At 45.2% G+C, this 21020-nt stretch carries 17 protein-coding genes and 1 pseudogene; 4 read left to right on the top strand and 14 right to left on the bottom strand.

Going from position 1 to position 21020, the window contains the following annotated elements:
• Position 1: 1 nt before the first annotated feature.
• From ACVC7T_RS05485 to ACVC7T_RS05460, 6 genes and pseudogenes are all read right to left on the bottom strand, one after another.
• Positions 2–550, bottom strand: a complete 549-nt coding sequence (locus tag ACVC7T_RS05485) for a hypothetical protein (RefSeq protein ID WP_105160284.1) — start codon at positions 548–550, stop codon at positions 2–4.
• Positions 551–655: 105 nt separating this feature from the next.
• Complete coding sequence (locus ACVC7T_RS05480; protein WP_153056042.1) at positions 656–1372, bottom strand: hypothetical protein; 717 nt, start codon at positions 1370–1372, stop codon at positions 656–658.
• A 24-nt stretch (positions 1373–1396) separates the two neighbouring features.
• A complete protein-coding gene (locus tag ACVC7T_RS05475; RefSeq protein WP_105160282.1) occupies positions 1397–1726 on the bottom strand; it encodes a hypothetical protein in 330 nt (109 codons plus the stop codon).
• 126 nt (positions 1727–1852) lie between these two features.
• Entirely contained in the window at positions 1853–4375 is a 2523-nt protein-coding gene (locus ACVC7T_RS05470; RefSeq protein ID WP_447262596.1) for an SEC10/PgrA surface exclusion domain-containing protein, read from the bottom strand.
• 126 nt (positions 4376–4501) lie between these two features.
• On the bottom strand, positions 4502–5428 hold the full coding sequence (locus ACVC7T_RS05465) for a helix-turn-helix domain-containing protein (protein WP_105111297.1): 927 nt from the start codon (positions 5426–5428) through the stop codon (positions 4502–4504).
• 152 nt (positions 5429–5580) lie between these two features.
• A pseudogene (locus tag ACVC7T_RS05460) lies at positions 5581–5813 on the bottom strand (GlsB/YeaQ/YmgE family stress response membrane protein).
• Between the two features lie 129 nt (positions 5814–5942).
• Between ACVC7T_RS05460 and ACVC7T_RS05455 the strand changes: the two are divergent.
• The gene (locus tag ACVC7T_RS05455; protein WP_105111299.1) at positions 5943–6083 is read left to right on the top strand and encodes a putative holin-like toxin; all 141 of its coding nucleotides are present in this window, start codon (positions 5943–5945) and stop codon (positions 6081–6083) included.
• A gap of 220 nt (positions 6084–6303) precedes the next feature.
• Here the strand turns inward: ACVC7T_RS05455 and ACVC7T_RS05450 are convergent, their stop codons facing one another.
• The 6 genes from ACVC7T_RS05450 to dhaS form a co-directional block, all read right to left on the bottom strand.
• A complete protein-coding gene (locus ACVC7T_RS05450) occupies positions 6304–6537 on the bottom strand; it encodes a GlsB/YeaQ/YmgE family stress response membrane protein (RefSeq protein WP_105160280.1) in 234 nt (77 codons plus the stop codon).
• A gap of 208 nt (positions 6538–6745) precedes the next feature.
• Positions 6746–7987 (bottom strand): aminopeptidase, encoded by a 1242-nt coding sequence (locus ACVC7T_RS05445; RefSeq protein WP_014736428.1) that lies wholly within the window; start codon positions 7985–7987, stop codon positions 6746–6748.
• 163 nt (positions 7988–8150) lie between these two features.
• Entirely contained in the window at positions 8151–8753 is a 603-nt protein-coding gene (locus ACVC7T_RS05440; RefSeq protein WP_105160279.1) for a nitroreductase family protein, read from the bottom strand.
• A 145-nt stretch (positions 8754–8898) separates the two neighbouring features.
• Positions 8899–13293: a PolC-type DNA polymerase III gene (locus tag ACVC7T_RS05435; protein ID WP_447262595.1), complete on the bottom strand. Its 4395-nt coding sequence runs from the start codon at positions 13291–13293 to the stop codon at positions 8899–8901.
• A 96-nt stretch (positions 13294–13389) separates the two neighbouring features.
• Positions 13390–14385 (bottom strand): DhaKLM operon coactivator DhaQ, encoded by a 996-nt coding sequence (gene dhaQ, locus ACVC7T_RS05430; RefSeq protein WP_172062002.1) that lies wholly within the window; start codon positions 14383–14385, stop codon positions 13390–13392.
• Positions 14382–14936: a dihydroxyacetone kinase transcriptional activator DhaS gene (gene dhaS / locus ACVC7T_RS05425; protein ID WP_105122619.1), complete on the bottom strand. Its 555-nt coding sequence runs from the start codon at positions 14934–14936 to the stop codon at positions 14382–14384. The genes dhaQ and dhaS overlap by 4 nt, the downstream gene beginning before the upstream one ends.
• A 147-nt stretch (positions 14937–15083) precedes the next feature.
• Here dhaS and dhaK point away from each other — a divergent pair, with 147 nt between their 5' ends.
• The 3 genes from dhaK to dhaM are packed head-to-tail and all read left to right on the top strand — an operon-like array spanning position 15084 to position 17033.
• Positions 15084–16073 carry a dihydroxyacetone kinase subunit DhaK gene (gene dhaK, locus ACVC7T_RS05420; RefSeq protein WP_105160276.1) on the top strand — a complete coding sequence of 330 codons (990 nt, stop codon included), beginning with the start codon at positions 15084–15086 and terminating at the stop codon, positions 16071–16073.
• A gap of 10 nt (positions 16074–16083) precedes the next feature.
• A complete protein-coding gene (gene dhaL, locus ACVC7T_RS05415; protein ID WP_105160275.1) occupies positions 16084–16662 on the top strand; it encodes a dihydroxyacetone kinase subunit DhaL in 579 nt (192 codons plus the stop codon).
• Entirely contained in the window at positions 16659–17033 is a 375-nt protein-coding gene (gene dhaM, locus ACVC7T_RS05410; protein ID WP_105111702.1) for a dihydroxyacetone kinase phosphoryl donor subunit DhaM, read from the top strand. Before dhaL ends, dhaM begins: the two co-directional genes overlap by 4 nt.
• A gap of 358 nt (positions 17034–17391) precedes the next feature.
• On the opposite strand, the gene ACVC7T_RS05405 is transcribed toward dhaM, so the two are convergent.
• Positions 17392–19245 (bottom strand): proline--tRNA ligase, encoded by a 1854-nt coding sequence (locus tag ACVC7T_RS05405; RefSeq protein WP_447262594.1) that lies wholly within the window; start codon positions 19243–19245, stop codon positions 17392–17394.
• Positions 19246–19759: 514 nt separating this feature from the next.
• Positions 19760–21019 carry an RIP metalloprotease RseP gene (gene rseP, locus ACVC7T_RS05400; RefSeq protein WP_447262593.1) on the bottom strand — a complete coding sequence of 420 codons (1260 nt, stop codon included), beginning with the start codon at positions 21017–21019 and terminating at the stop codon, positions 19760–19762.
• Position 21020 lies beyond the last annotated feature (1 nt).

Below are 21020 nucleotides of genomic sequence, written 5' to 3'. Positions count from 1 at the left end.
CCTACTTTTTAAAGACATTTATCCGCAAATGGAGGTAGAGGAAACCGATAGGGGCAAGAATAATTGAAAAAATATAGGTGATTAGATAAAGTACAACCTGAACAATAATCATAATGTGTATCGGCAAAACATATATGAAGCCTGTTCCACCAAAGAAAAAGTCAGTGATTGATAGCCAAACAAATCTGGACCATGGTGTGAGTGCAAAACAAAGTAAAGCAAAAATAAGTTCAAAGATATCCCCTCTAGAAAACCAATCATTTAGAAAAAATGCCGTCACTAGACCAGCAATCACATACTGTCTGAACAACCACTTCTTGTCCAAGGCTGAAAGAACATTGGCCATGGAGGTGGGGATTTTGACATTTTTGACTTTTCCAATCGCGTCACTCGCCTTTTGGAAGGTTGCGCTCGCCACTCCATCACCTGCTCCTGAGCTTGCTTCTTCGACTATAAATTCGCCATTATTCTTTGCATCCATAAACTCTTGCGGTGATGGTTCCCGACCATTGACCGCTCGAAAGTAATCCAACCAATCCTGTTTATTCATTCCTTCTCTCCTTTTTTCTCTCATACATAAGGGTTAATCTGGCTACTATCTTGCTAGCACTTTTTTACCAACAAGATAAAGAGCCATCCAACGCTTTTTAGTTGTTTAATAGCCTAGGACCTGCCAATTTAATATAGCCAAATCCAGAGGATAGGGGTCTGCCTCAGCCTGTTGTTCTGCGCTTCCCATGATGATTTCTTTTTCTTCCAGCAAGATAGCTGTGCTATCATTTGCCGCTAATTGATAAGTTTTTTTAATCCCTTCACCTCTAAAGGAAGTCCATTCATACTGGGTCACAGTTCTATCCGAATTGATAGTAAAACTAGCCCGATAGCCACCTACTGGCGCAACTTCCGAGTGAGCCAGATAGGTAGAAACAGATTGGTTCAGATAGTAAACTGCCGCTCCGTACATAGCACCAGTACTGTCCTGCACACCTGTAAACAATTCCTTTGTTCCATTGCCATCAATGTCATAAAAGGCATAGTGAGTAACAGTCCGTTCAGGATCCTCAGCAACTTTTGTGAGCGTTTCTGCATACAGACTCTCGTAGTTTCTTTCAGCTGAGCTGGTCACTGTCTCTTGTTGGCTACTACTAGTCGTGGAACTAGAAGTTGCACTAGTGCTCGTTTCTGAGCTTGTTGATGAACTACTTTCCAAACTAGTCGAAGAAGTGGTAGATGAGCTTGTTTCGACAGTACTTGAATTGCTAGTTGATGAACTTGTGTTACCACCCGTCAGTTGCTGAACGATTTTTGACTGGCAGCCACTGAGTAAGAATAAACTGGCCAGTGCAAGCCCCAGTGTTAGATACTTTTTCATTGTTTCACTCCTAATACAAGAAACTTATTTTTCTTTTTCTAGCGTGATTGTATTGTCTTGAATTTCGAGTGTTATTGTATCATCTTTAAGAGTATAGGTTGCTGTTTCATTGATTTCTTGTCCCATCATTGAACCAGACAAGTCCATCGTTTTCTTAGAGGTATCGATAGTCCCTTCTAGTTCCATATTAAAAATCAGAGCTGTCACTTCCATTGAAACATCTTTTCCATCTACTACAAGGACATACTCTGCTCCGTCAGCTTGACCCTTATATGTGCCATCTACAGATGGGGCACAAGCTGTTAAAACGACTGCAACGATTGTCAAAAATACTAATTGTAAAATCTTTTTCATAAATTTCTCCTTTTTACTTTACCCTTCAAGTTAAAACCATCGGGGTCATATTCCTTTTCATACAAAGATAGCATACTCTTCCAAACCTATTGTTTAGTAGGGACGAAGAGTATGATACCCGCCATTTTATTCTTCGGTATACTTCCGACGCTTGATTGCGAGGGATAACCCTAAACCTAGTACCGTGAAACCAGCTAAACTAGACAAGATACTTTCATTACTTCCTGTTTGTGGTAGGCTAGCTGCCTGAACTGGCGCGTTTTCTACGTCAACAAATCTAGTTTGCTCTTTAGAAGTAGGCGCCATTCCAGTTGTCTTTATAGTTGATACATTTGATGGTGTATTTGTACCAATCGGTGCTGGGGTACCTGTGTTTTTCACTGTTCCTTGGTCATCACCAGTTCCCTCTGTCGGAGCCTTCACTTGTTCTTGGAGATTGTAAAGGTTCAGGAGATTTAGGTAGTGTTTCACAGCAAGGGAGTAGTTATCCTGTAATTCGGTCAACTTAGCAGATTCTTGTTGATATACTGCACATGCTTCCTCTCTGGCTTTCACAGCCTTGTCATAAGCTTCTTGAGCTTTGACCAAGTTTTCTTCAGCTTCTTGTAAACCTAAGAGTTTTGCCTTGGCATCTACCACTTCTTGTTTGGCGTTTGCTAAGTCCGTTTCCAAGTTTTGAACATCTTGGTTGAGTTGGTTTACTTTTGTTTTCAACTCATCAGCTTTGGCTTGTTTGGCTAGATAGTCTGAATACAAGTCAGCAGCCTTAGCTTGAGCCTGGTTAAGAACTGATTTAGCAGTAGCCAGTTTTTGAGCTTGTTCAGCTTTTTGGGCTGTTAGAGCATCTAGGGCATCCACAGCTTGTTCATATTTCACTTTAGCTTCTGACAATTTGGTTTTAGCTTCATCCAAGTTCGCTTGAGCTTTTGTTGTTTCACTTTCGGTAGACAACAAACGATTATATTCGGTTGTGGCGTTTACAACTTCGGTTTTCGCGTCATTTAAAGCCGTTACAGCTTGAGCCAAATCAGCTTTAGCACGGTTATGTGCCACATTAGCGATTGCCAATTGTGTTTTCGCTGTGGTTAGAGCGCTTGTGTCACTTGTGAAGGTTACATCTGCAGCGTGTACTAAATTATTAGCTTCGACTGCTTCTGTGAAGAATCCGTCGTCTGTGAATTTGTCTCTATATGTTGCGAAAACGTACCATGGTTTCAAACCATCGTTTAGATATCCACCGAGATTCATTGTTTCTTCATTGTGAACATATAAGCCAATACTTTTAGCTTTGTCGAAATTATTCCAATGACCATAGTTGCTGTTTGCATCAATTAATGTCATGTACACCATCGAAGTGTTGAGGTCTTCCATCAATTCACGCAATGTTGGTGTTGTTCTATATGTGGTGTATGCTAGGTTTTCACCTGCTGTGATTGTTGTGTTTGGGAATACTACTTTTTCACTTTCGCGTAAGATTGTGAAGTCATGTTCAAATTCTGAATCTTTCGCATCATACATTTCGCTTCGGACTTTCGCCAATTCAATCATTTTTGTGTTGGCTATAATGGTTGTCAATCCAATGGTTTCTGCCAAGGTGTTATAAACATCAACTGCGAACTGGTTTAATTGTTCGATTTGTTTGGTCGTCAAATTATCCAAATCTACAAGCTCATCACCACCAGTAATGTTAAGTTTCCAATGTTGTTCTAGATTTTCTCTAATTTGTGCGGATTCAATGACCTGTTTCAACTCCGCAACAGTTTCTAGTGTTCGTGTTTCAGAAAGGAATTTCTTAACAGCATCTTTTACGTTTTGTGGTAGATTGATATCAACATTGTACGATACTTCGTTCTGAAGAGACTCCACAACTTCTTGAGCTTCTGTCACTTTGTTTGCTGTGTCAGCTACTTGAGCTTCCAAACCAACTACCGTAGTTTGAGCGTTGCTTTCAGCTTCTTTAGCGGTATCAAGGGCTGATTTAGCTTCTGAAATTTCTTGTGCCAAGGTTTGGTCACTTTCTTGTGCTGTGACCAAGGCTTGTTCCGCTTCAGCTACTGCCGCTTCTGCTGTGGCTACGTCTTGTTTTGCTGTATCTACACTAGCTTGGGCTTGCTCAACATTCACTGTTTGGTTTTCCAATTGTGTGACAGTTTCTTGAGCTGCGTCTGCTTGTGCTTGAGCTTCTGTATAAGCTGTGTTTGCGGTGTCAGCTACTGCTTGTGCTTGGTTAGCTTGTGTTTGTGCTGTTGATGCTTCTTGTTTTGTTGATTCAAGCAAGGCTTCAGTTTCTGAAACGGTAGTTTCTGCTTCAACAATTTCAGCTTCTGTTGTTTGAATAACTTCCGGTGTTGCTGTTTCTGCAGTTGCTTGAGCTGCTACAAGTGCTTCTTGTGCTTCTGCTTCAGCTGTTTGTGCTGCCTGCTTGGTCGTCAGTGCATCTGCAACCACCGTTTCTTGATGTTTGACCGCATCTCCAATAGTGCTAGCTTCTGCCTTAGCAGCTGCTACTTGTTCTTCCGTCACTTGATTGGTCGTCGGTGTTGCAGTTTCGTTAGCTGTTGTTGGTGTCGTGTCCAGCGTATCGGCACTTGCTTCCACACCTGAGAAACTAACCACTCCTGTTGCAAGAACGGCTGAGGCAAGGGTCACTGTCTTTAAATTGTTTCAATTTAACTTGTAAAGCGGAAATTTCTTCTGATTTTTTCAATACAGGTAACTATAGTTTCATCTAGTTCTCTTCCTGGGGATAAAAAAAGCAGCCACGGCTGCTCCTTACTAATATCGATGACCGACTGAATCGGTCAAATCTATTCCAGTTTTGTTGAGTTTATTAAAGATTTCCCGAAATTCGATTAACCGGCGCATATTAGCCTCGGTGGGTATGAGATTGGTATCTGCTTCAAGATAGGTAATGATGTTTCGGGCACGAGGGATGGCGGACTTATCATTTTGCCGTAGAAGATTGTAAACGGCCCGCATTTCGATGCGACAGAGTTCTCTCACCAAAAAATGCTTGGCAGGGTGGGGGAAATTCTTGATTTCTTCAGCCAGAGTTCCAGCCTTGAGATAGTAGCCTTTTTCGGAAAAGTAGTCGATCATAAACCCCAGATTCAATAGGGACTGAATAGCTGTATCAAAACTCTTGGTCGTTTTATAGGTGTCCAGATAGAACTGTGTCATTTTTTCATTGAGTTCATAGGAACAATGTTGAAAAATTTGCACATGCAAGTCATGTTCTAGGACATTGAGGAAGGTGATTTTTTTTAGATGATGAATCATCCTTTCTTCTATCTCCTTCTTCCTATCCAGATTGCTACCCTTACTATAGTCTGTAAACATGTATGCAACCAAGTCCAACATTAATTGCTTGAGTTCGGGATTATCCTTAACATAATCCCCCATTTGTTCATTAAACTGTTGACGAAAATCAAGACTGTTGACCTGTTGTCGTCTATTTTCTGCCCAAACTTGAAGATAGTAATCGATACTATCCCCTTGATAACGAAAGGCAAAATCCTCCCAGGTGACACCGATCGAAATCAGGAGACGACTGAAGTTCTCAACACTGATTCCCTTCTCCTCTTTTTCAAACTGGCTGAGAAATTGTGGACTCACAATACTTCCAGCCGCTTCCTTTAGAGATAACCCTCTCTTTTCTCTCAATTCTTTAAAAGTACGGCCAAATGGATGCAAATCTGACATAGGTTTCCTTCCTTTCTGTATATCTATGTCAACTATTATATCCGACTTTGCTATCTTTTGGGTGGTGGTTTAACTAATAGTTTCATTTTTCTTTCATAAAATGCCATTTATTCATTTTTTATTACTTCATGAAACTATAGTTTACTCCCTATCTAGCTTTTTCGACTACTAGAAAAAATTGCCACCAGCAATACTGCTCCAAAGACTGACGGTACCAAGGCCATTCCAGCAAACTGTGGACCCAGTCACCAAAGAGCAGTTGCCCAATCCATGAACCTGCAAGTCCAAGGATGATATTTCCAAGACAGCCACGACGGTCATCTGACGAAGTAAGAGCACCTGCAAGCAAGCCAATAATGGCTCCTGCGATAATACTTGATAACATCTTCTATCCAGAATGTTTTCAGCATACCAGAAATATAATACATATTTGCATTTTATGATATAATTATTTAGTAGAAAAGTGAAGACGGTGGCTCTTGAGTTTCTGAAAGTGAGGTGATGCCTATGGGCAATTCATCAAAATCTAACAGAAAGGAGGAGCATTCTTTTGACAGCTTTTGAAGTTGTACAAACGATTCTAGCTTTTGGTGGCTTTACCATTGCTTTAATCAGCTTGTGCTATAAAATCTTCAAAGAAAATGACAAAAAATAACCCGTCCCCACTTTTGACCGAGTTGTTGGACGAGTTATAGTCTAATATAAACGAGTCACCGTCTTTTTAACGGTTCTACGTCAGGTGGTTGTTATCGCAACTACCTTTTTCTATTTCTATTATAACACGAAAGCTATGAAAAGCAACTTTTAATAATATCGGCATACCAGTAAATTTATCCGACTTTTTCAGAAAAAATCGGATAATAGAATTATTTTAGTTAATTCCGTCTAGAACTAGAAAAAATCGCCACCAGCAATACTGCTCCAAAGACTGACGGTACCAAAGCCATACCAGCAAACTGTAGACCCCAATCACCAAAGAGCAACTGTCCAATCCATGAACCTGCAAGTCCAAGGATGATATTTCCTAGACAGCCACGACGGTCATCTGATGAGGTCAAAGCCCCAGCAATCAAGCCAATAATGGCACCCGCAATTATACTTGATAACATTCCGTATTCCTCCTTATTTACAAAATGGGAGTGGGAAAGAACTCGACTAGGTCAAAAAGAGTTCGTCTTCCCACCCCCGCACAGTTGATTAGGTCAGATTTGGAGTGCAAAATACGAACAAATCTGCCAATCAACCACTGCGCTGAGATGTTGATACGAACTCTGAGAAGTGATCCTGGGCTTTTTGCCCAGTTTCATTCAAATATCATTAGATAGCCCACTCGCCGTCACGGAAGATTGGTACACGGGTACCGTCTTCACGGATCCCGTCAATATTCATCTTGTTAGAACCAATCATGAAGTCCACATGGACATCAGAACGGTTAAGGCCTGCTTCTTTGAGCTCTTCTTGGCTCATTTCTGTACCACCTTCGATAGAGAAGGCATAGGCTTGACCAATCGCCAAGTGGTTTGAGGCATTTTCATCAAAGAGAGTATTGAAGAAGGTCACGCCTGATTGAGAAATCGGACTCTTATCTGGCACAAGTGCAACCTCACCGAGACCGCGAGCACCAGCATTATCAAAGACCAATTTCTTCATGACTTCATCGCCTTTTTCAGCCGTTACATCCACGATTTCACCATCTTTGAAGGTTACCTTGATGCCTTCGATGATGTTACCGTTGTAGCTGAGTGGTTTTGTAGACGTTACGTAACCGTCTGCCACACGGTAGTCAGGTGCTGTGAAGACCTCTTCTGTTGGCATGTTGGCAATAAAGTGTTCACCTTGGGCATTGACCGAACCAGCCGCTTCCCACAAGTGATTCTTCGGCATACCGAGAACGAGGTCAGTTCCTGGTGCTGTGTAGTGCAATTTGACAAACTGCTCGTCGTTAAGCACCTTAGCCTTAGCCACCAAGCGTGCTTCGTGCTCTTCCCAAGCCTTGATTGGATCTTCCTCGTAGATACGGCAAGTCTTGAAGATTTGGTCCCAAAGGAGGTCCACTGCCTCTTCGTCAGACGCTGCATTTGGGAAGACTTTTTTGGCCCATTCCAAACCAGAGGCTGCACCGAGTGTCCAGCTGATTTTGTTAGCTTGGGATGCTTGCCGCATTGGGTTCAAAGCCTGGCTGAGTGCACGAGCGTTGCGAGACAATTTCTCTGGATCAACGCCATCGTAAGCACCTGGATCTTCTGACAAGACAACCAAACGGCTGGCCTTACGCTCCAAGAGATAGTTCATTTCAGTGATACGTTGTGGATGAACTTGTTCCAAGAGTTCCACATCAACATTGACCAAACGTTCACGCGCAATCACATCGTCCAACCAGTTGACCAAGACTTCCTTAGCACCGTGAGCGTAAGCTTCTTTGACAATCAAACGAGCCAACTCAGCCTGTTCTACACCGATAGTCAATTGAACCGTGTGACCAGGTTGGACATTGATACCTGTTGAAACTAAGAGTTTAGCGTATTTTGCAAGATTTTCTTTAAAATTTGGTAGTACCATTTTTTTCTCCTTTGTACTTTGAAATACCCTATTATTGTATCATATTTTGAAGCTAGACTGACAAAAAAACTTCCTGCTGATACAGGAAGTCTCAGATTCTATCCGACAGTCTTACACTCACCTGGACAGACTGACAACGGATATTTCCAATTTTCGCAGAGTATTAGTTACCAAAAACTTTTACACGGTCAGCATCCGCCATGTAGTCTTTGTCTGCTGCTGGAGCTGCAATGCTACCGAATGGTGCTTGGGCACGGAGTTTCCAGTTAGCTGGGATACCGTATTTTTCAGCAACTTGTGCATCAACCAATGGGTTGTAGTGTTGTACATTCATACCGATATTTTTCTCAGCGAAAGCCAACCATACTGCGTACAAGTTGATACCGTGAGCTTGTTCAGACCAGATTGGGAAGTTTTCAGCGTAAAGTGGGAAGCTTTCTTGCAAGCCTTTGACAACATCTTGGTCTTCGAAGAACAAGATAGTACCAGCACCTGACGCAAAGCTAGCCAAGCGACCTTTTGTTGCTTCAAAAGCCTCTGCTGGTGTTACTTTTTCCAATTCGCTGTAGGCAATTTCGTTCCAGAAAGCATCTGATTCAGCACCGAAAAGTACAACTGCACGGCTTGATTGTGAGTTGAAAGCTGATGGAGATTCTTTCATGGCTTTCTCTACGAGTGCTACTACTTCTTCATTTGATACTGGCAATTCTTTACCAAGTGCATAGATAGAACGACGAGTTTCTTGAAGTTTTGCAAAGTTTGACATATAGTTTCCTCTTTTCTTATTGTTACTACATAGTAGTTTTTATCACTATGTAGAGATTATATACCTATTAACAACATTAGTCAAGAGGTTTGACTTCATTTTTTAAAAAAATTCACTGCTTCCAAAAGAAACAGTGAACAGGTGTTTAAAACAAATCATCAAAGAGACTGAGCTGGTTATCTTCTGGCATTTTGCCGAGGATGCCCATCTCATCCATTTTTTCAACAAGCGTGCTAGATAGACCTCCCCGTTTACGGAGTTCTGTCTTGGAGAGGAATTCTCCCTCGGCACGCGCCGCCACAACCTGCTTGGCTACGTTTTCTCCCAGACCATCCATAGCGACGAATGGGGGGATGAGGGTGTCTTCTTCAATCAAGAAGTCAGTCGCATGAGACTTGTAAAGGTCTAGCTTACCGAACTTGAAACCACGTTCCAGCATCTCATTGACCAATTCAAGCGTGGTGTAGAGGTCCTGTTCAACGTTTGAGGCTTCATTGTTTTTCTTCTTAAGGGCAATTTCTTCCATCTTAGCCTTGACTTTATCTAAACCACCAGACATGGTCGCCAAATCAAAGGCCTTGGCCCGAATAGAGAAATAAGCACAATAGTAGTAAATAGGATAGTGAACCTTGAAATAAGCAACCCGCAAGGCCATCATAACGTAGGCAGCCGCGTGGGCTTTAGGGAACATGTACTTGATTTTTCCACAGGATTCTATGTACCAGTCTGGTACCTTGTTATCCTTCATGGCTTGGATATAGCCATTTCGCTCTTCCTCGGAAATCTTGAGCCACATGCCCTTCCGCACCCGTTCCATGATGTTAAAGGCCATCTTAGGTGGCAAACCTGCGTGCATGAGATAAACCATGATGTCATCCCGACAACCGATAACGGTAGATAGGTCGGCAATTCCCGCCTTAATCAAATCCTGGGCATTGCCCAACCAAACGTCTGTACCGTGGGATAGACCAGACAGCTGGAGTAATTCAGAGAAGGTGGTCGGCTTGGTTTCCTCCACCATACCTCGAACAAAGTTGGTCCCAAACTCGGGAATCCCCAACATACCGGTCGGTGTGCCAATCTGCTCTGGGGTAACTCCCAGAATTTCCGTGCCAGAAAAGAGGGCCATGACACCTGGGTCATCCGCCGGAATAGTCTGTGGATTGATGCCAGACAAGTCCTGCAATTTACGAACCATGGTCGGGTCATCGTGCCCCAGGACATCGAGCTTGAGGACGTTCTCGTCAATATCGTGGAAGTTAAAGTGGGTGGTCTGCCAGTTGGCCGTCACATCATCGGCAGGATATTGGACAGGCGTAAAGTCATAGACATCCATGTAGTCAGGGAATACGATAATTCCCCCTGGGTGCTGACCAGTCGTCCGTTTGACCCCAGCCGCTCCAGCAGCCAAGCGTTCCACTTCCACATCACGGTAGAATTTACCATAGTCCCGCTCGTAGCCACGGACAAAACCGTAGGCTGTCTTGGCCGCAACCGTACCTACCGTTCCTGCCCGAAAGGCATTTTCCGCGCCGAAAATATCTCGCACATCCAAGTGGGCAGAGGGCTGGTCATCACCAGAGAAGTTCAAGTCAATATCGGGTACCTTGTCCCCATCAAAACCAAGGAAGGTCTCGAAGGGAATATCCTGTCCGTCCTTGTTGTACTTGTTGCCACACTGGGGACAAGGCTTATCCGGCATATCGAAGCCCGAACCATAGGAACCGTCTGTGATAAATTCACTATGCTGGCAGTTGGGGCAGACATAGTGAGGAGGCATAGGGTTTACTTCGGTAATCCCAATCATGGTCGCAACGAAACTGGAGCCGACAGACCCCCGTGAACCAACCAGGTAGCCCCGTTCATTTGACCGTTGCACCAACATCTGCGATGCCAGGTAAATCACGGCGAATCCATTACCCAGAATGGACGTCAATTCCTTCTCAATTCGCAGGTCAATAATATCCGGCAGAGGATTGCCATAAATCTCGAAAGCCTTCTGGTAGGTCAACTCCGCCACTGTCTCTTCTGCCTTTTCAATATAGGGCGTGTAGAGGTCAGTCTTGACCACTTCCACATCCTCGAAACGGTCCAGCATGGCATTTGGATTAGTGATGACAATCTCACGCGCCTGCGCCTCGCCTAGGAAGGCAAAATCATCCAGCATTTCACTGGTAGTACGGAAATGCGCCTTGGGCAGGGGAGCAGGCTGGGCATTCTCACCATTGCCGATAGTCCAGTTAATCGGCGAACTTTGGCCCAAGGCCCGCACAATAATTTCACGATAAATTTCTTCCTCGGGGTCAATATAGTGGACATTACCCGTCGCAAGAACAGGCAGATTAGCCCTGCGACCGACCTCAATCAACTGCTTGATGGTCTCCTCAATCTCGCCCATGTTCTTGAATTGCTCCTTGGCAATCATGGGCGCGTAGAGGGCTGGAGGCATGACCTCGATAAAGTCATAGTAGGTAGCCTTCTTAACCGCATCGTCAATGCCCTTGGACAAGAGTTCGTCGAAGACTTCACCCTCTTGGCAGGCCGTTCCCAAAATCAAGCCTTCTCGATGAGCATCCAGCACCGTCCGCGGAATCCGAGGAACACCCTCAAAATACTGGGTATTGGACAGGGAAACCAGCTTGAAGATATTTTTCAGCCCGACCTGATTGATCACATAGACCGTCGCATGCTTGACGCGGGCTTTTTTGTAGGAATCCTCAGCAATCAGGTCACGATTGAGCTGATTGAGATTGGCAATAGCGTGCTTTTCGAGTGCATCTTTCAAGAAAATAAAGAGTAGACGACCAGTCGCCTCGGCATCGTAGTTGGCCATGTGGTGGTGCTCCAAGGCAACCCCAAACCGCTTAGTCAGCGGCCCCAAACCGTGCCGTTTGAAATCTGGATAGAGATTGCGGGCAAATTCCAGCGTATCAATGACCGGCTGCGTAATGGTCGGCAGACCCGCCCGTTCATAGTTGACATCCATAAAGCCGACGTCAAAGCTGGCATTGTGGGCAACCAGAACGCTGTCCTGACAGAATTCCTGAAACTCCCGCAGGACCTGCTCCAAGGGCTTGGACCCCTGCACATGCTGGTCCGTAATTCCCGTCAACTCGGTCGTGAACTGGCTGAGTGGGTGCCCCGGATCAATAAATTCATCAAATTCTGCAATGATATTGCCCTTGTACATCTTAGATGCCGCAATCTGAATCAGAGCATTGTTGACCGCAGAAAGTCCGGTCGTCTCCACGTCAAAGACTACATAAGTCGCATCTAACAAAACCAAATCCGTCTCATTGTAGACAATAGGCACCGAGTCCTCAACGATATTGGCCTCCATCCCGAAAATCGGCTTGATACCCGCTTTTCTGGCAGCGTGGTAACCATGAGGGAAGGACTGGACATTGCCGTGGTCGGTAATAGCAACCGCCTTGTGCCCCCAGGCTGCAGCCCGTGCCACCAAGTCCTCAACGGCAGGAAGGGCATCCATGGTTGACATGTTGGTATGGGCATGAAATTCGACCCGTTTCTCACCTTCTGGCATCAGGTCCTTGCGGATTTCCTTCTTGACTTCTTGGATTTCCTGGACATTCATGGTCAGATCACGGGTGAAATTGTTGGTCTCCACATTTCCCCGCACCCGGAGCCATTGCCCCTTCTTTATCATGCTAAATTTCTGGGCCTCTTCCTCATTTTTAGCCCATTTTTGCAGGGTAAACGAAGAGGTATAGTCGGTCATCTTGAAGTTGATAATGACCCGTCCCGTCTTGGTTGTCTTGTGCTCCGCTTCAAAGACTAGCCCCTCAAAGACCACGCGGTTTTCCTCACTGTCAACCTCAATCATAGGCGTAATCTCCGCCTTATCGATGGCTACCTTGGCAGGCCGGTTGGTCTTCTTATATTCTGGGACAAATGGCTGAGCTGCCTCTGGTGGTGGCGCCATCTGTGCTAGTTGTTCCAGAGCAGCCAGATTTTCCTCATTGGCCTGCTGGTAAATTTGCTCATTCTGATTCTGGAAGTCCGCAGCCTGTTGCTCGGTCATGGTTTGACAAACTTCGATGTCCACCTTGAGATTTGCAAAGCCAAAACGGGCGTATTGCTCGACTAGATTTGGCAGATGATTCTTGCGAAAATGAACCGTGTCAATGGTTTCAGGTCCCTTGATCCAGAGAACACCATCCCGATAGACGACTTCCAGCGGCTGAAAGAGGGCCTTGAAACCAGCACTCTGGCAGAGCTCCTCCGTAAAGGCCTCCGGATAGTAGGCCACCAGCAAGTCACCGTCGTAGGCTTCCAAATCCGTCACAATGGCAAAACGGACCCTATTGCCCATCTTTTCAAACTCAGTAGCTAGCCTTGCCTTGAAAAGCTGATAATCCAGAAGGGGCAAGGGAGCAGGTAAGCGGAAGGTAAATTCCCAGAGCTTGCTGACCTTGTGAAGGACAACCTTCTCAATCTTTCCAGATGAAAAAGCCTCTGATTGCCGAGCATCAAGAGGCATATTGATCTGTTGGAGCAAGAGTTGAAATTTATCTGACATGTTGATTTCCTTTGAATGTTGTTAGGAGTATTTTACCACAATCCAGCCCAATTTTCGAGGGGAAGACTATGGCAAGTCCTGACCACATTCACCTTTCTACCAGGCAGCCGCATCCGTATCCGCTAGCAGATAATCCAGCCACTTACGGTCTTTCAAGCGACAGAGGGTCACCGAAATCCCAGCCATGTCTAAGCTGGTCATCAATCTTCCCTGCTTGATAAAAGGAAGCTGCAGGCCCTGCAAATCTAGAAATTGGCAGATAGCATTCGTGAAGATTCCCAATTCCAACTCTGAAACGGTACCCAAATTGTTGACCAAAAGGATATAATCTTCACCCTCTCGCCAGTGGAATTTTATCTTTAATTTGTTGACGATTTCATTGGCCAACTGCTCAGCCGATTCAAAAGTGACCGTCCGGTAACCTTCCTCCCCGTGAATCCCCATGCCATAGGAAATCTTGCCCTTTTCCAGCTGAAAGAGGGGTTGGTCATGCCCAGGAAAATGAGCAGACCTGGTCGCAAAGCCAATGGTAGCAATCTCCGTCGCCAATTCTAGGCCAAGGGCCTCCAGTTCAGCCAAACTGGCCCCAGCCTGAGCCGCAGCACCTAAGATTTTATGCAAGAAAATAGTGCCAGCCAGCCCCCGATGCCGCATCTGAAATTGCTTTTTGGGCTCGACAGAAATATCATCGTGGGAAACAATATAGCGGACATCGATTCCTTCCTGACGCGCCTGTTTAATGGCCTGGCCGAAGTCTGCTAAATCAGCCTCGAAATTCTTGACAATGACAAAGACACCCTGGCCTCTATTGATATGGCGGATGGCTCTTAAAATCTGCTCTGGAGTCGGTGGAATAAAGATTTTCCCATAGACAGCGGCAGTCAGCATACCCTGGCCGACAAAACCAATATGAGCCGGTTCATGCCCGGAACCACCACCCGACAAAATCGGCACCCGGTCCTCGGCCTGATTTTTATCCACAATAATGGGATAATTCTCCAGTTGCTCCAAATGAGGATGAGCCAGCAAGAGCCCATCTATATAGGATTGTAGCAAGTCTTCCTCCTGATAAAATAATGGCAATTGACTCATTGTCCTCTCCCTCCTTCAAGTGATTGCAACAAGACGGAAACTAGGTTCCGATAGGAAGTATGTAGCTGGTGATTGGGGTCAACCACCCCCGCCTCAATAAAGCCCACCAAACCCTTGGTATGGTAGGCTAATAGGAAGAGCCTTAACGACCCTACTACTTCTACCTCTTGCTTAACAGACCACTCATCTATGATTTTTTCCAACAAAAGCCTAACATAGTCAGATAAATAGCTCCTGAAGTCATTCTGCTCATTGACTGAAAAAATCCGTGCATAAAAAGACTGGTTGCTGTCGAAATAGTAAAGTAACTCATCCAACAACTTCCATCCACTAATATAATTCAAATTATCCGTAATCTGCTCTTCCAGCTCCGTCTTAAAAATCCAATCTAAGAGCTCATACTTGTCTAGGAAATGATTGTAGAAGGTCTGGCGACGGATAGCAGCCTCCTGCATAACCTCTACCACAGACACCTTCTCAAATCCCTTTTCAATCAACTGCTTTTTAAATGCCTTTGCGATGCGCTTTTTGGTCAGCAATGAAGTGCCCATGCTGCCTCCCTTCTGGTCTCTCCTATCTTATTATACATTATCAGATACACTTATGTAAAAAAAGGGACAAAATTGACCAATTGTCCCTTTAATTTGCCTACACAATACAATATAATAATCTTAGTATTATATCACGGAGGTTTTCTCATGAAAAAAATTATCAATCAACCTGAAAATGTTGTTGACGAAATGCTCAATGGCCTGGTCTTTATGCACAATGACCTGGTAGAACGTATAGAGGGCTTTGAAGTCATTGTCCGCAAGGCTGAAAAAACTGGTAAAGTCGGCATCATCTCAGGAGGGGGCTCTGGTCATGAACCTTCTCATGCAGGCTTTGTCGGCAAGGGCATGTTGTCCGCCGCTGTATGTGGCGCAGTATTTACCTCACCAACACCAGACCAAATCTTGGAAGCCATTAAGGCTGCTGACGAGGGAGCTGGCGTCTTTATGGTCATCAAAAACTACTCTGGCGACATCATGAACTTTGAGATGGCGCAAGAATTGGCGGAAATGGAGGGTATCGAGGTCGCAAGTGTAGTTGTCGACGATGATATTGCCGTGGAAAATAGCCTCTATACCCAAGGTCGACGCGGGGTTGCTGGAACCATCCTAGTTCATAAAATTCTCGGACATGCTGCTGAACAAGGCCAGTCTCTCGCTGCCATCAAAGAGTTGGCCGACAAATTAGTTCCACAGATTAAGACAATTGGTCTGGCCCTATCTGGTGCAACCGTTCCTGAAGTAGGAAAACCTGGCTTCGTTTTAGAAGAAGATGAGTTTGAATATGGGGTCGGCATCCACGGCGAACCTGGCTATAAGAAGGAAAAATTGCAACCGTCCGCAACATTGGCAGCCGAATTGGTTGAAAAATTAGCCAAAGGCTTTGAGCTCAAAGAAGGCGAACATTACGGTCTTCTCATCAATGGTCTAGGCGCAACCCCACTCATGGAGCAGTATGTCTTTGCCAACGACGTAGCTAAACTATTGCTGGAAAAAGGCATTGAGGTAGACTACAAGAAAATCGGCGATTACATGACATCAATTGATATGGCTGGCCTATCATTGACCCTTATAAAATTAGAAGAACCAAGCTGGCTAGAGGCTCTAAACGCCCCTGTACAAGTAGCCGGCTGGTAGGAGAAAAACTATGGATGTAAGAACAGCATTGGCTTGGATGACACGATTCAACGAAAAAATTCAAGCAAACAAGGATTACCTAAGCGAGCTGGACACCCCTATTGGTGATGGTGACCATGGAGGCAATATGGCCCGTGGGATGGCTGCTGTTATGACTGAACTGGATGGCAAGGAATTTGCCAGTGCGGACCAGATTTTCAAAATTGTAGCCATGCAACTGCTCAGTAAGGTAGGTGGTGCCTCTGGTCCCCTCTACGGTTCGGCCTTTATGGGTTTGTCCAAGGCTAGCCAAGCTGGTGCTGAACTGGCTTCTATGTTACAAGAAGGCCTGGATATGATTCAAAAACGCGGCAAGGCGGAGCTGGGCGAAAAAACCATGGTCGACGTCTGGACCCCTGTCATCTCTGCCATTAGGGAAGACAAACTCACTCCTAATCTGATTCAGGAAATTGTCCAAGCTACTGCTGATACACTTGCGACTAAGGGACGTGCTTCCTATGTTGGAGAACGTTCTGTCGGCCACATCGATCCTGGTTCTTACTCATCTGGCCTACTCTTTGAATCCCTCCTGGAGGTGACAGGTTCATGACAAAAACTGGCATTTTACTAGTCTCCCATTCCAAAAATCTTGCCCAGGGGATTATCGATTTAGTCTCGGAAGTAACTCAGGACGTTTCTTTGACCTACTGCGGTGGCTTGGAGGATGGTTCAATCGGCACTAGCTTTGAGACCGTCCAGGCAAAGTTAGAAGAAAATGATGCAGACACCATCTTAGCCTTTTTCGACCTAGGAAGCGCTCGGATGAATATCGAAATGGTTGCTGATTTTTCAGAAAAAGAAGTCCTGATTCAGACTGTTCCCGTCGTTGAAGGTTGCTATACAGCTGCCGCTCTCCTGCAGGCAGGAGCTGATTTAGAGACCATTTTGCACCAATTACAGGAGCTTGAAATCAAAAAATAGATTCATTATTAAAAGAGCCTGGGCAAAAAGCCTAGGCTCGCTTTCTTTAGTTTGTGTCAACATCTCAGCTCAGGGGTTGATTGGGGTTTCACAGTTTGCGGAACTGTAAAAGGTGGGAAATTGGGATTGTGAAACAATCCTCAGCACTTCGCGTTTTACGCTCCGAACCAGACCTTTACGTATGATGCGAACTGAGTTCGCTCAATTTCCAACCTTCAACTGTCTCCCAAACAGTTGAAGCTGTGCGGGGAAAATGAACTCTCTTTTCATCTATCGAGTTCTTTCTCGCTCCCGAACTAAAAATCACATAATAAAATAGTTAGAGGCTGGACTTTATGCCCAACCTCTCCTTTATTTGTTACTTATTCAAAATTTTCAAAGTTTCCAAGAGCTGGTCGACATGGACTTCGACAGTGTCACCAGTGCCCTTGATTTTGACTTCGACCACGCCGTCGGCAGCTTTCTTACCGACGGTCACACGGATTGGCAAACCGATCAGGTCGCTGTCTGAGAATTTCACTCCGACGCGTTCATTGCGGTCATCGGTCAAGACTTCATAACCAGCACCGATTAAGCTAGCTTCGATTGACTGAGTTAATGCCATAGCTTCTTCGTCCTTAACATTGACTGGAATCAAATGTACATCAAACGGTGCCAATTCTTTAGGGAAGTTGATGCCCCAAGCATAACGGTATTCACCTTTTGGTGTCTTGTTAACAAAGAGACGAGCGTGTTGCTCAAGAACTGCTGACAAGAGACGACTAACACCGATTCCGTAGCATCCCATGATAATCGGCATAGAACGACCATTCTCATCCAAGATGTTGGCATTCATGCTATCTGAATAACGGGTACCCAGTTTGAAGATATGACCGATCTCAATACCGCGAGCAAAGTTGAGAACTCCGTGTCCATCTGGAGAAGGCTCCCCTTCCTTGACTTCACGAATATCCACATACTCAGTCACTTGGAAATCACGCCCTGCATTGGCACCTGTATAGTGGAAACCATCTTCGTTAGCACCAACTACAGCGTTCTTCACATCTTGCACTTTGCGGTCGGCGATAATCTTGATATTTTCTGGTAAACCAACTGGGCCAAGAGAACCAAAGCCTGCACCGAAGACTTTTTCTGCATCTGCTGGACTAGCCGCATCAAAGAAATCTGCGCCGAGGTAGTTTTTCAATTTGACATCGTTGACCTGGTCATTGCCGACAAGGAGGGCAACAACTGGCTCGCCATCTGCCATAAAGAGCATGGTTTTGATCGTTTGCTCTTCAGCAACGTTCAAGAAGGCTGCAACCTCATCGATGGTTTTAGCATCAGGTGTAGCAACTTTAACCAAGTCTTCTTCGACGACAACTGCTGTACTTGGTTTGTAGGCGCTAGTCGCCATTTCCAGGTTGGCTGCATAGCCAGATTCACTAGAGTAGGCAATGGTATCTTCACCAGAAACATTCCAAGCCAAAAGTTCCGCCTTGATGGCTGCCAATACGTCCTCTGGAATTTCGTCAAAAGAAGCTACCGACTTGTCCAAGACAACCCAACGGTCCAGGTCAGTACGGTCTGGTGTAATAGCCATAAATTCCTGGCTATCCTTACCACCCATGGCACCACCGTCACCGATAATGGCCTTGAACTCCAAGCCTGCACGAGTGAAAATAGCCTCATAGGCACGCTTGTAATCATCGTAGGTCTGGTCCAAGCTCTCATAGCTAGCATGGAAGCTGTAGCCATCTTTCATGATGAACTCGCGACCACGGAGAAGACCGTTACGTGGGCGTTTTTCATCACGGTATTTCGGCTGGATTTGGTAGATGTTGAGCGGCAACTGTTTGTAAGACTGGACCGCATCACGCGCCAAAAGGGTCACGGTTTCTTCATGGGTTGGACCCAAGATAAAGTCGGAACCCTCGCGGTTTTTGAGCTTGTAAAGGTCGTCGCCGTAGGTATCGTAACGACCAGACTCGCGCCAAATGTCGGCTGACAAGAGAGCAGGCGCCAAAAATTCGATGGCGTCAATCTTGTCAAATTCCTCCCGCATGATATTTTTGGCTTTTTCAATCACACGGTTGGCCAACGGCAAGTAGCTGTAAATCCCAGCGGAAATCTGACGCACATAACCAGCACGCACCATAAGCGCATGACTGATGACCTGCGCATCAGAAGGCATCTCCCGCAAAGTCGGGATAATCATTTTAGACTGTTTCATAGTTAAGATATAAGTGCGTTAAGAAAACGAAACGAAAATAGGAAACCTAACGCAGTGCCTTTGGCACTAGGCAGGTTTATCTTTTTCGTAAAGTTTTTAGCACGCATTCAATTCCTTTCTTAATCTTTATTGTTAGGAAGACACAGGTTTCAGCCCGTGTTCAGTTCCTTTCATAGTTTTCAGAACATCCTACGTATAGCACGCATTCAATTCCTTTCGTAGCTTACTTGATTTAGAAGGCAGAGAATTCACTTTTCAAAACCCTCGCTGACGCTCGAGTTCAAATCTAAAAACTCTCTGTTCCTTTCTTTTTCTTAGTTTTCAGAACTTCCTGCGTTTATCACGCATTCAGTTCCTTTCTTTATTTTGAAAAAACAGAGACGAATGACTGGCGACGACTGAAAATTCCAAGCTGACGCTCGAGTTCAAATCAGTAACTCTCTGTCTTCCTTTCTTCTTTAGTTCCTGGAACATCTTGCCTAGAGCAGGCATTCAGTTCCTTGCAAATTTTATTTTAGAAAAATACCCGCATAATGTCATTCCAGGTCACGACCAGCATGAGGACGACCATGATTGCAACGCCTGCCAGCGTGATGTAGGATTCCGTTTCTGGCTTGAGCGGTTTGCGACGAATTCCTTCCAGGATATTCATAACAATTTTACCACCATCAAGAGCCGGAATCGGAATGAGATTGAAAATTCCTACGTTTATCGACAACATAGCCATCAGTCCAATAATGGACATCCAACCATCTTGAGCCGCTTGATTGCTGACAGAGTAGATAGCCACAGGACCACCTAGTTGCTTGACATCAAAGCTGGCAATCAGATTTTTCAAAGCTGTGACAATCATGAGAGCTGTCACTCCGGCCTGCTGGACACCACCAATAATCTTGTCCAAGACACCCGTCTTCAAAATAGGGGAAACACCTAGTCTGTAGGTGCCATCTTCCTGCTTGGCAGTCACAGACACATTCTTCTCAGTCCCGTCCTGCTCCACAAGCAAGTCAAACTTAGGAGCACTGCTAGCATCCTGCACTGCCTGCCCAATCATCTTAGAAATATCGGCGTAAGAATCTGTTACCTGACCATTGACCGAGAGAATCTTATCTCCAGTCTCTAATCCAGCAGCTGCAAGGGCACTACCCTCTACAACTGTCACCTGATTGCTAGACGTATCGGCCACACCGCCCTGCATGAACATAAGCAGGATGAAGGCCAAAACACCGAGGATAAAGTTGTTCATGGGACCCGCAAAGTTAGTCATGAGCCGACCCCAGATCGTCGCATTTTGATACTGGACATCCAGCGGTGCAATGCGGACTTCCGTCCCATCTTCCTCGACAATGGTCGCGTCGTGGTCCACCTTATAGGTCTTGGTCTCATCCAGGACCAGACCAGTGATTTCCAGCCTATCTTCAAAGTCAAAGCCGGTCACATTCATGGGCAGACTGTTGACATCAAAGCCCTTACCCGATAGGTTGATTCGAATCACAATGCCGTCTGAATTGAGGGTCAAACTGGCCGGTGTCCCGGTCTTAATCTCCGTCTTGTCCTCGCCCCAGCCAGCCATACGAACATAGCCGCCAAGCGGAAGAATACGAATCGTATAGGCCGTCCCGTCCTTGCCCGTATGAGCGAAAATTTTCGGACCCATACCAATGGCAAATTCCCGAACCAGGATGCCTGCTTTTTTGGCGAAATAGAAGTGACCAAATTCATGGATAACCACAATCACGCCAAAGATAAAAATAAATGCTAAAATTCCCTTCATG

Source organism: Streptococcus sp. P25B114, from assembly GCF_053010325.1.
The sequence above is the reverse complement of the archived record's forward strand: the minus strand, read 5'-3'. Positions and strand labels throughout refer to the sequence as shown.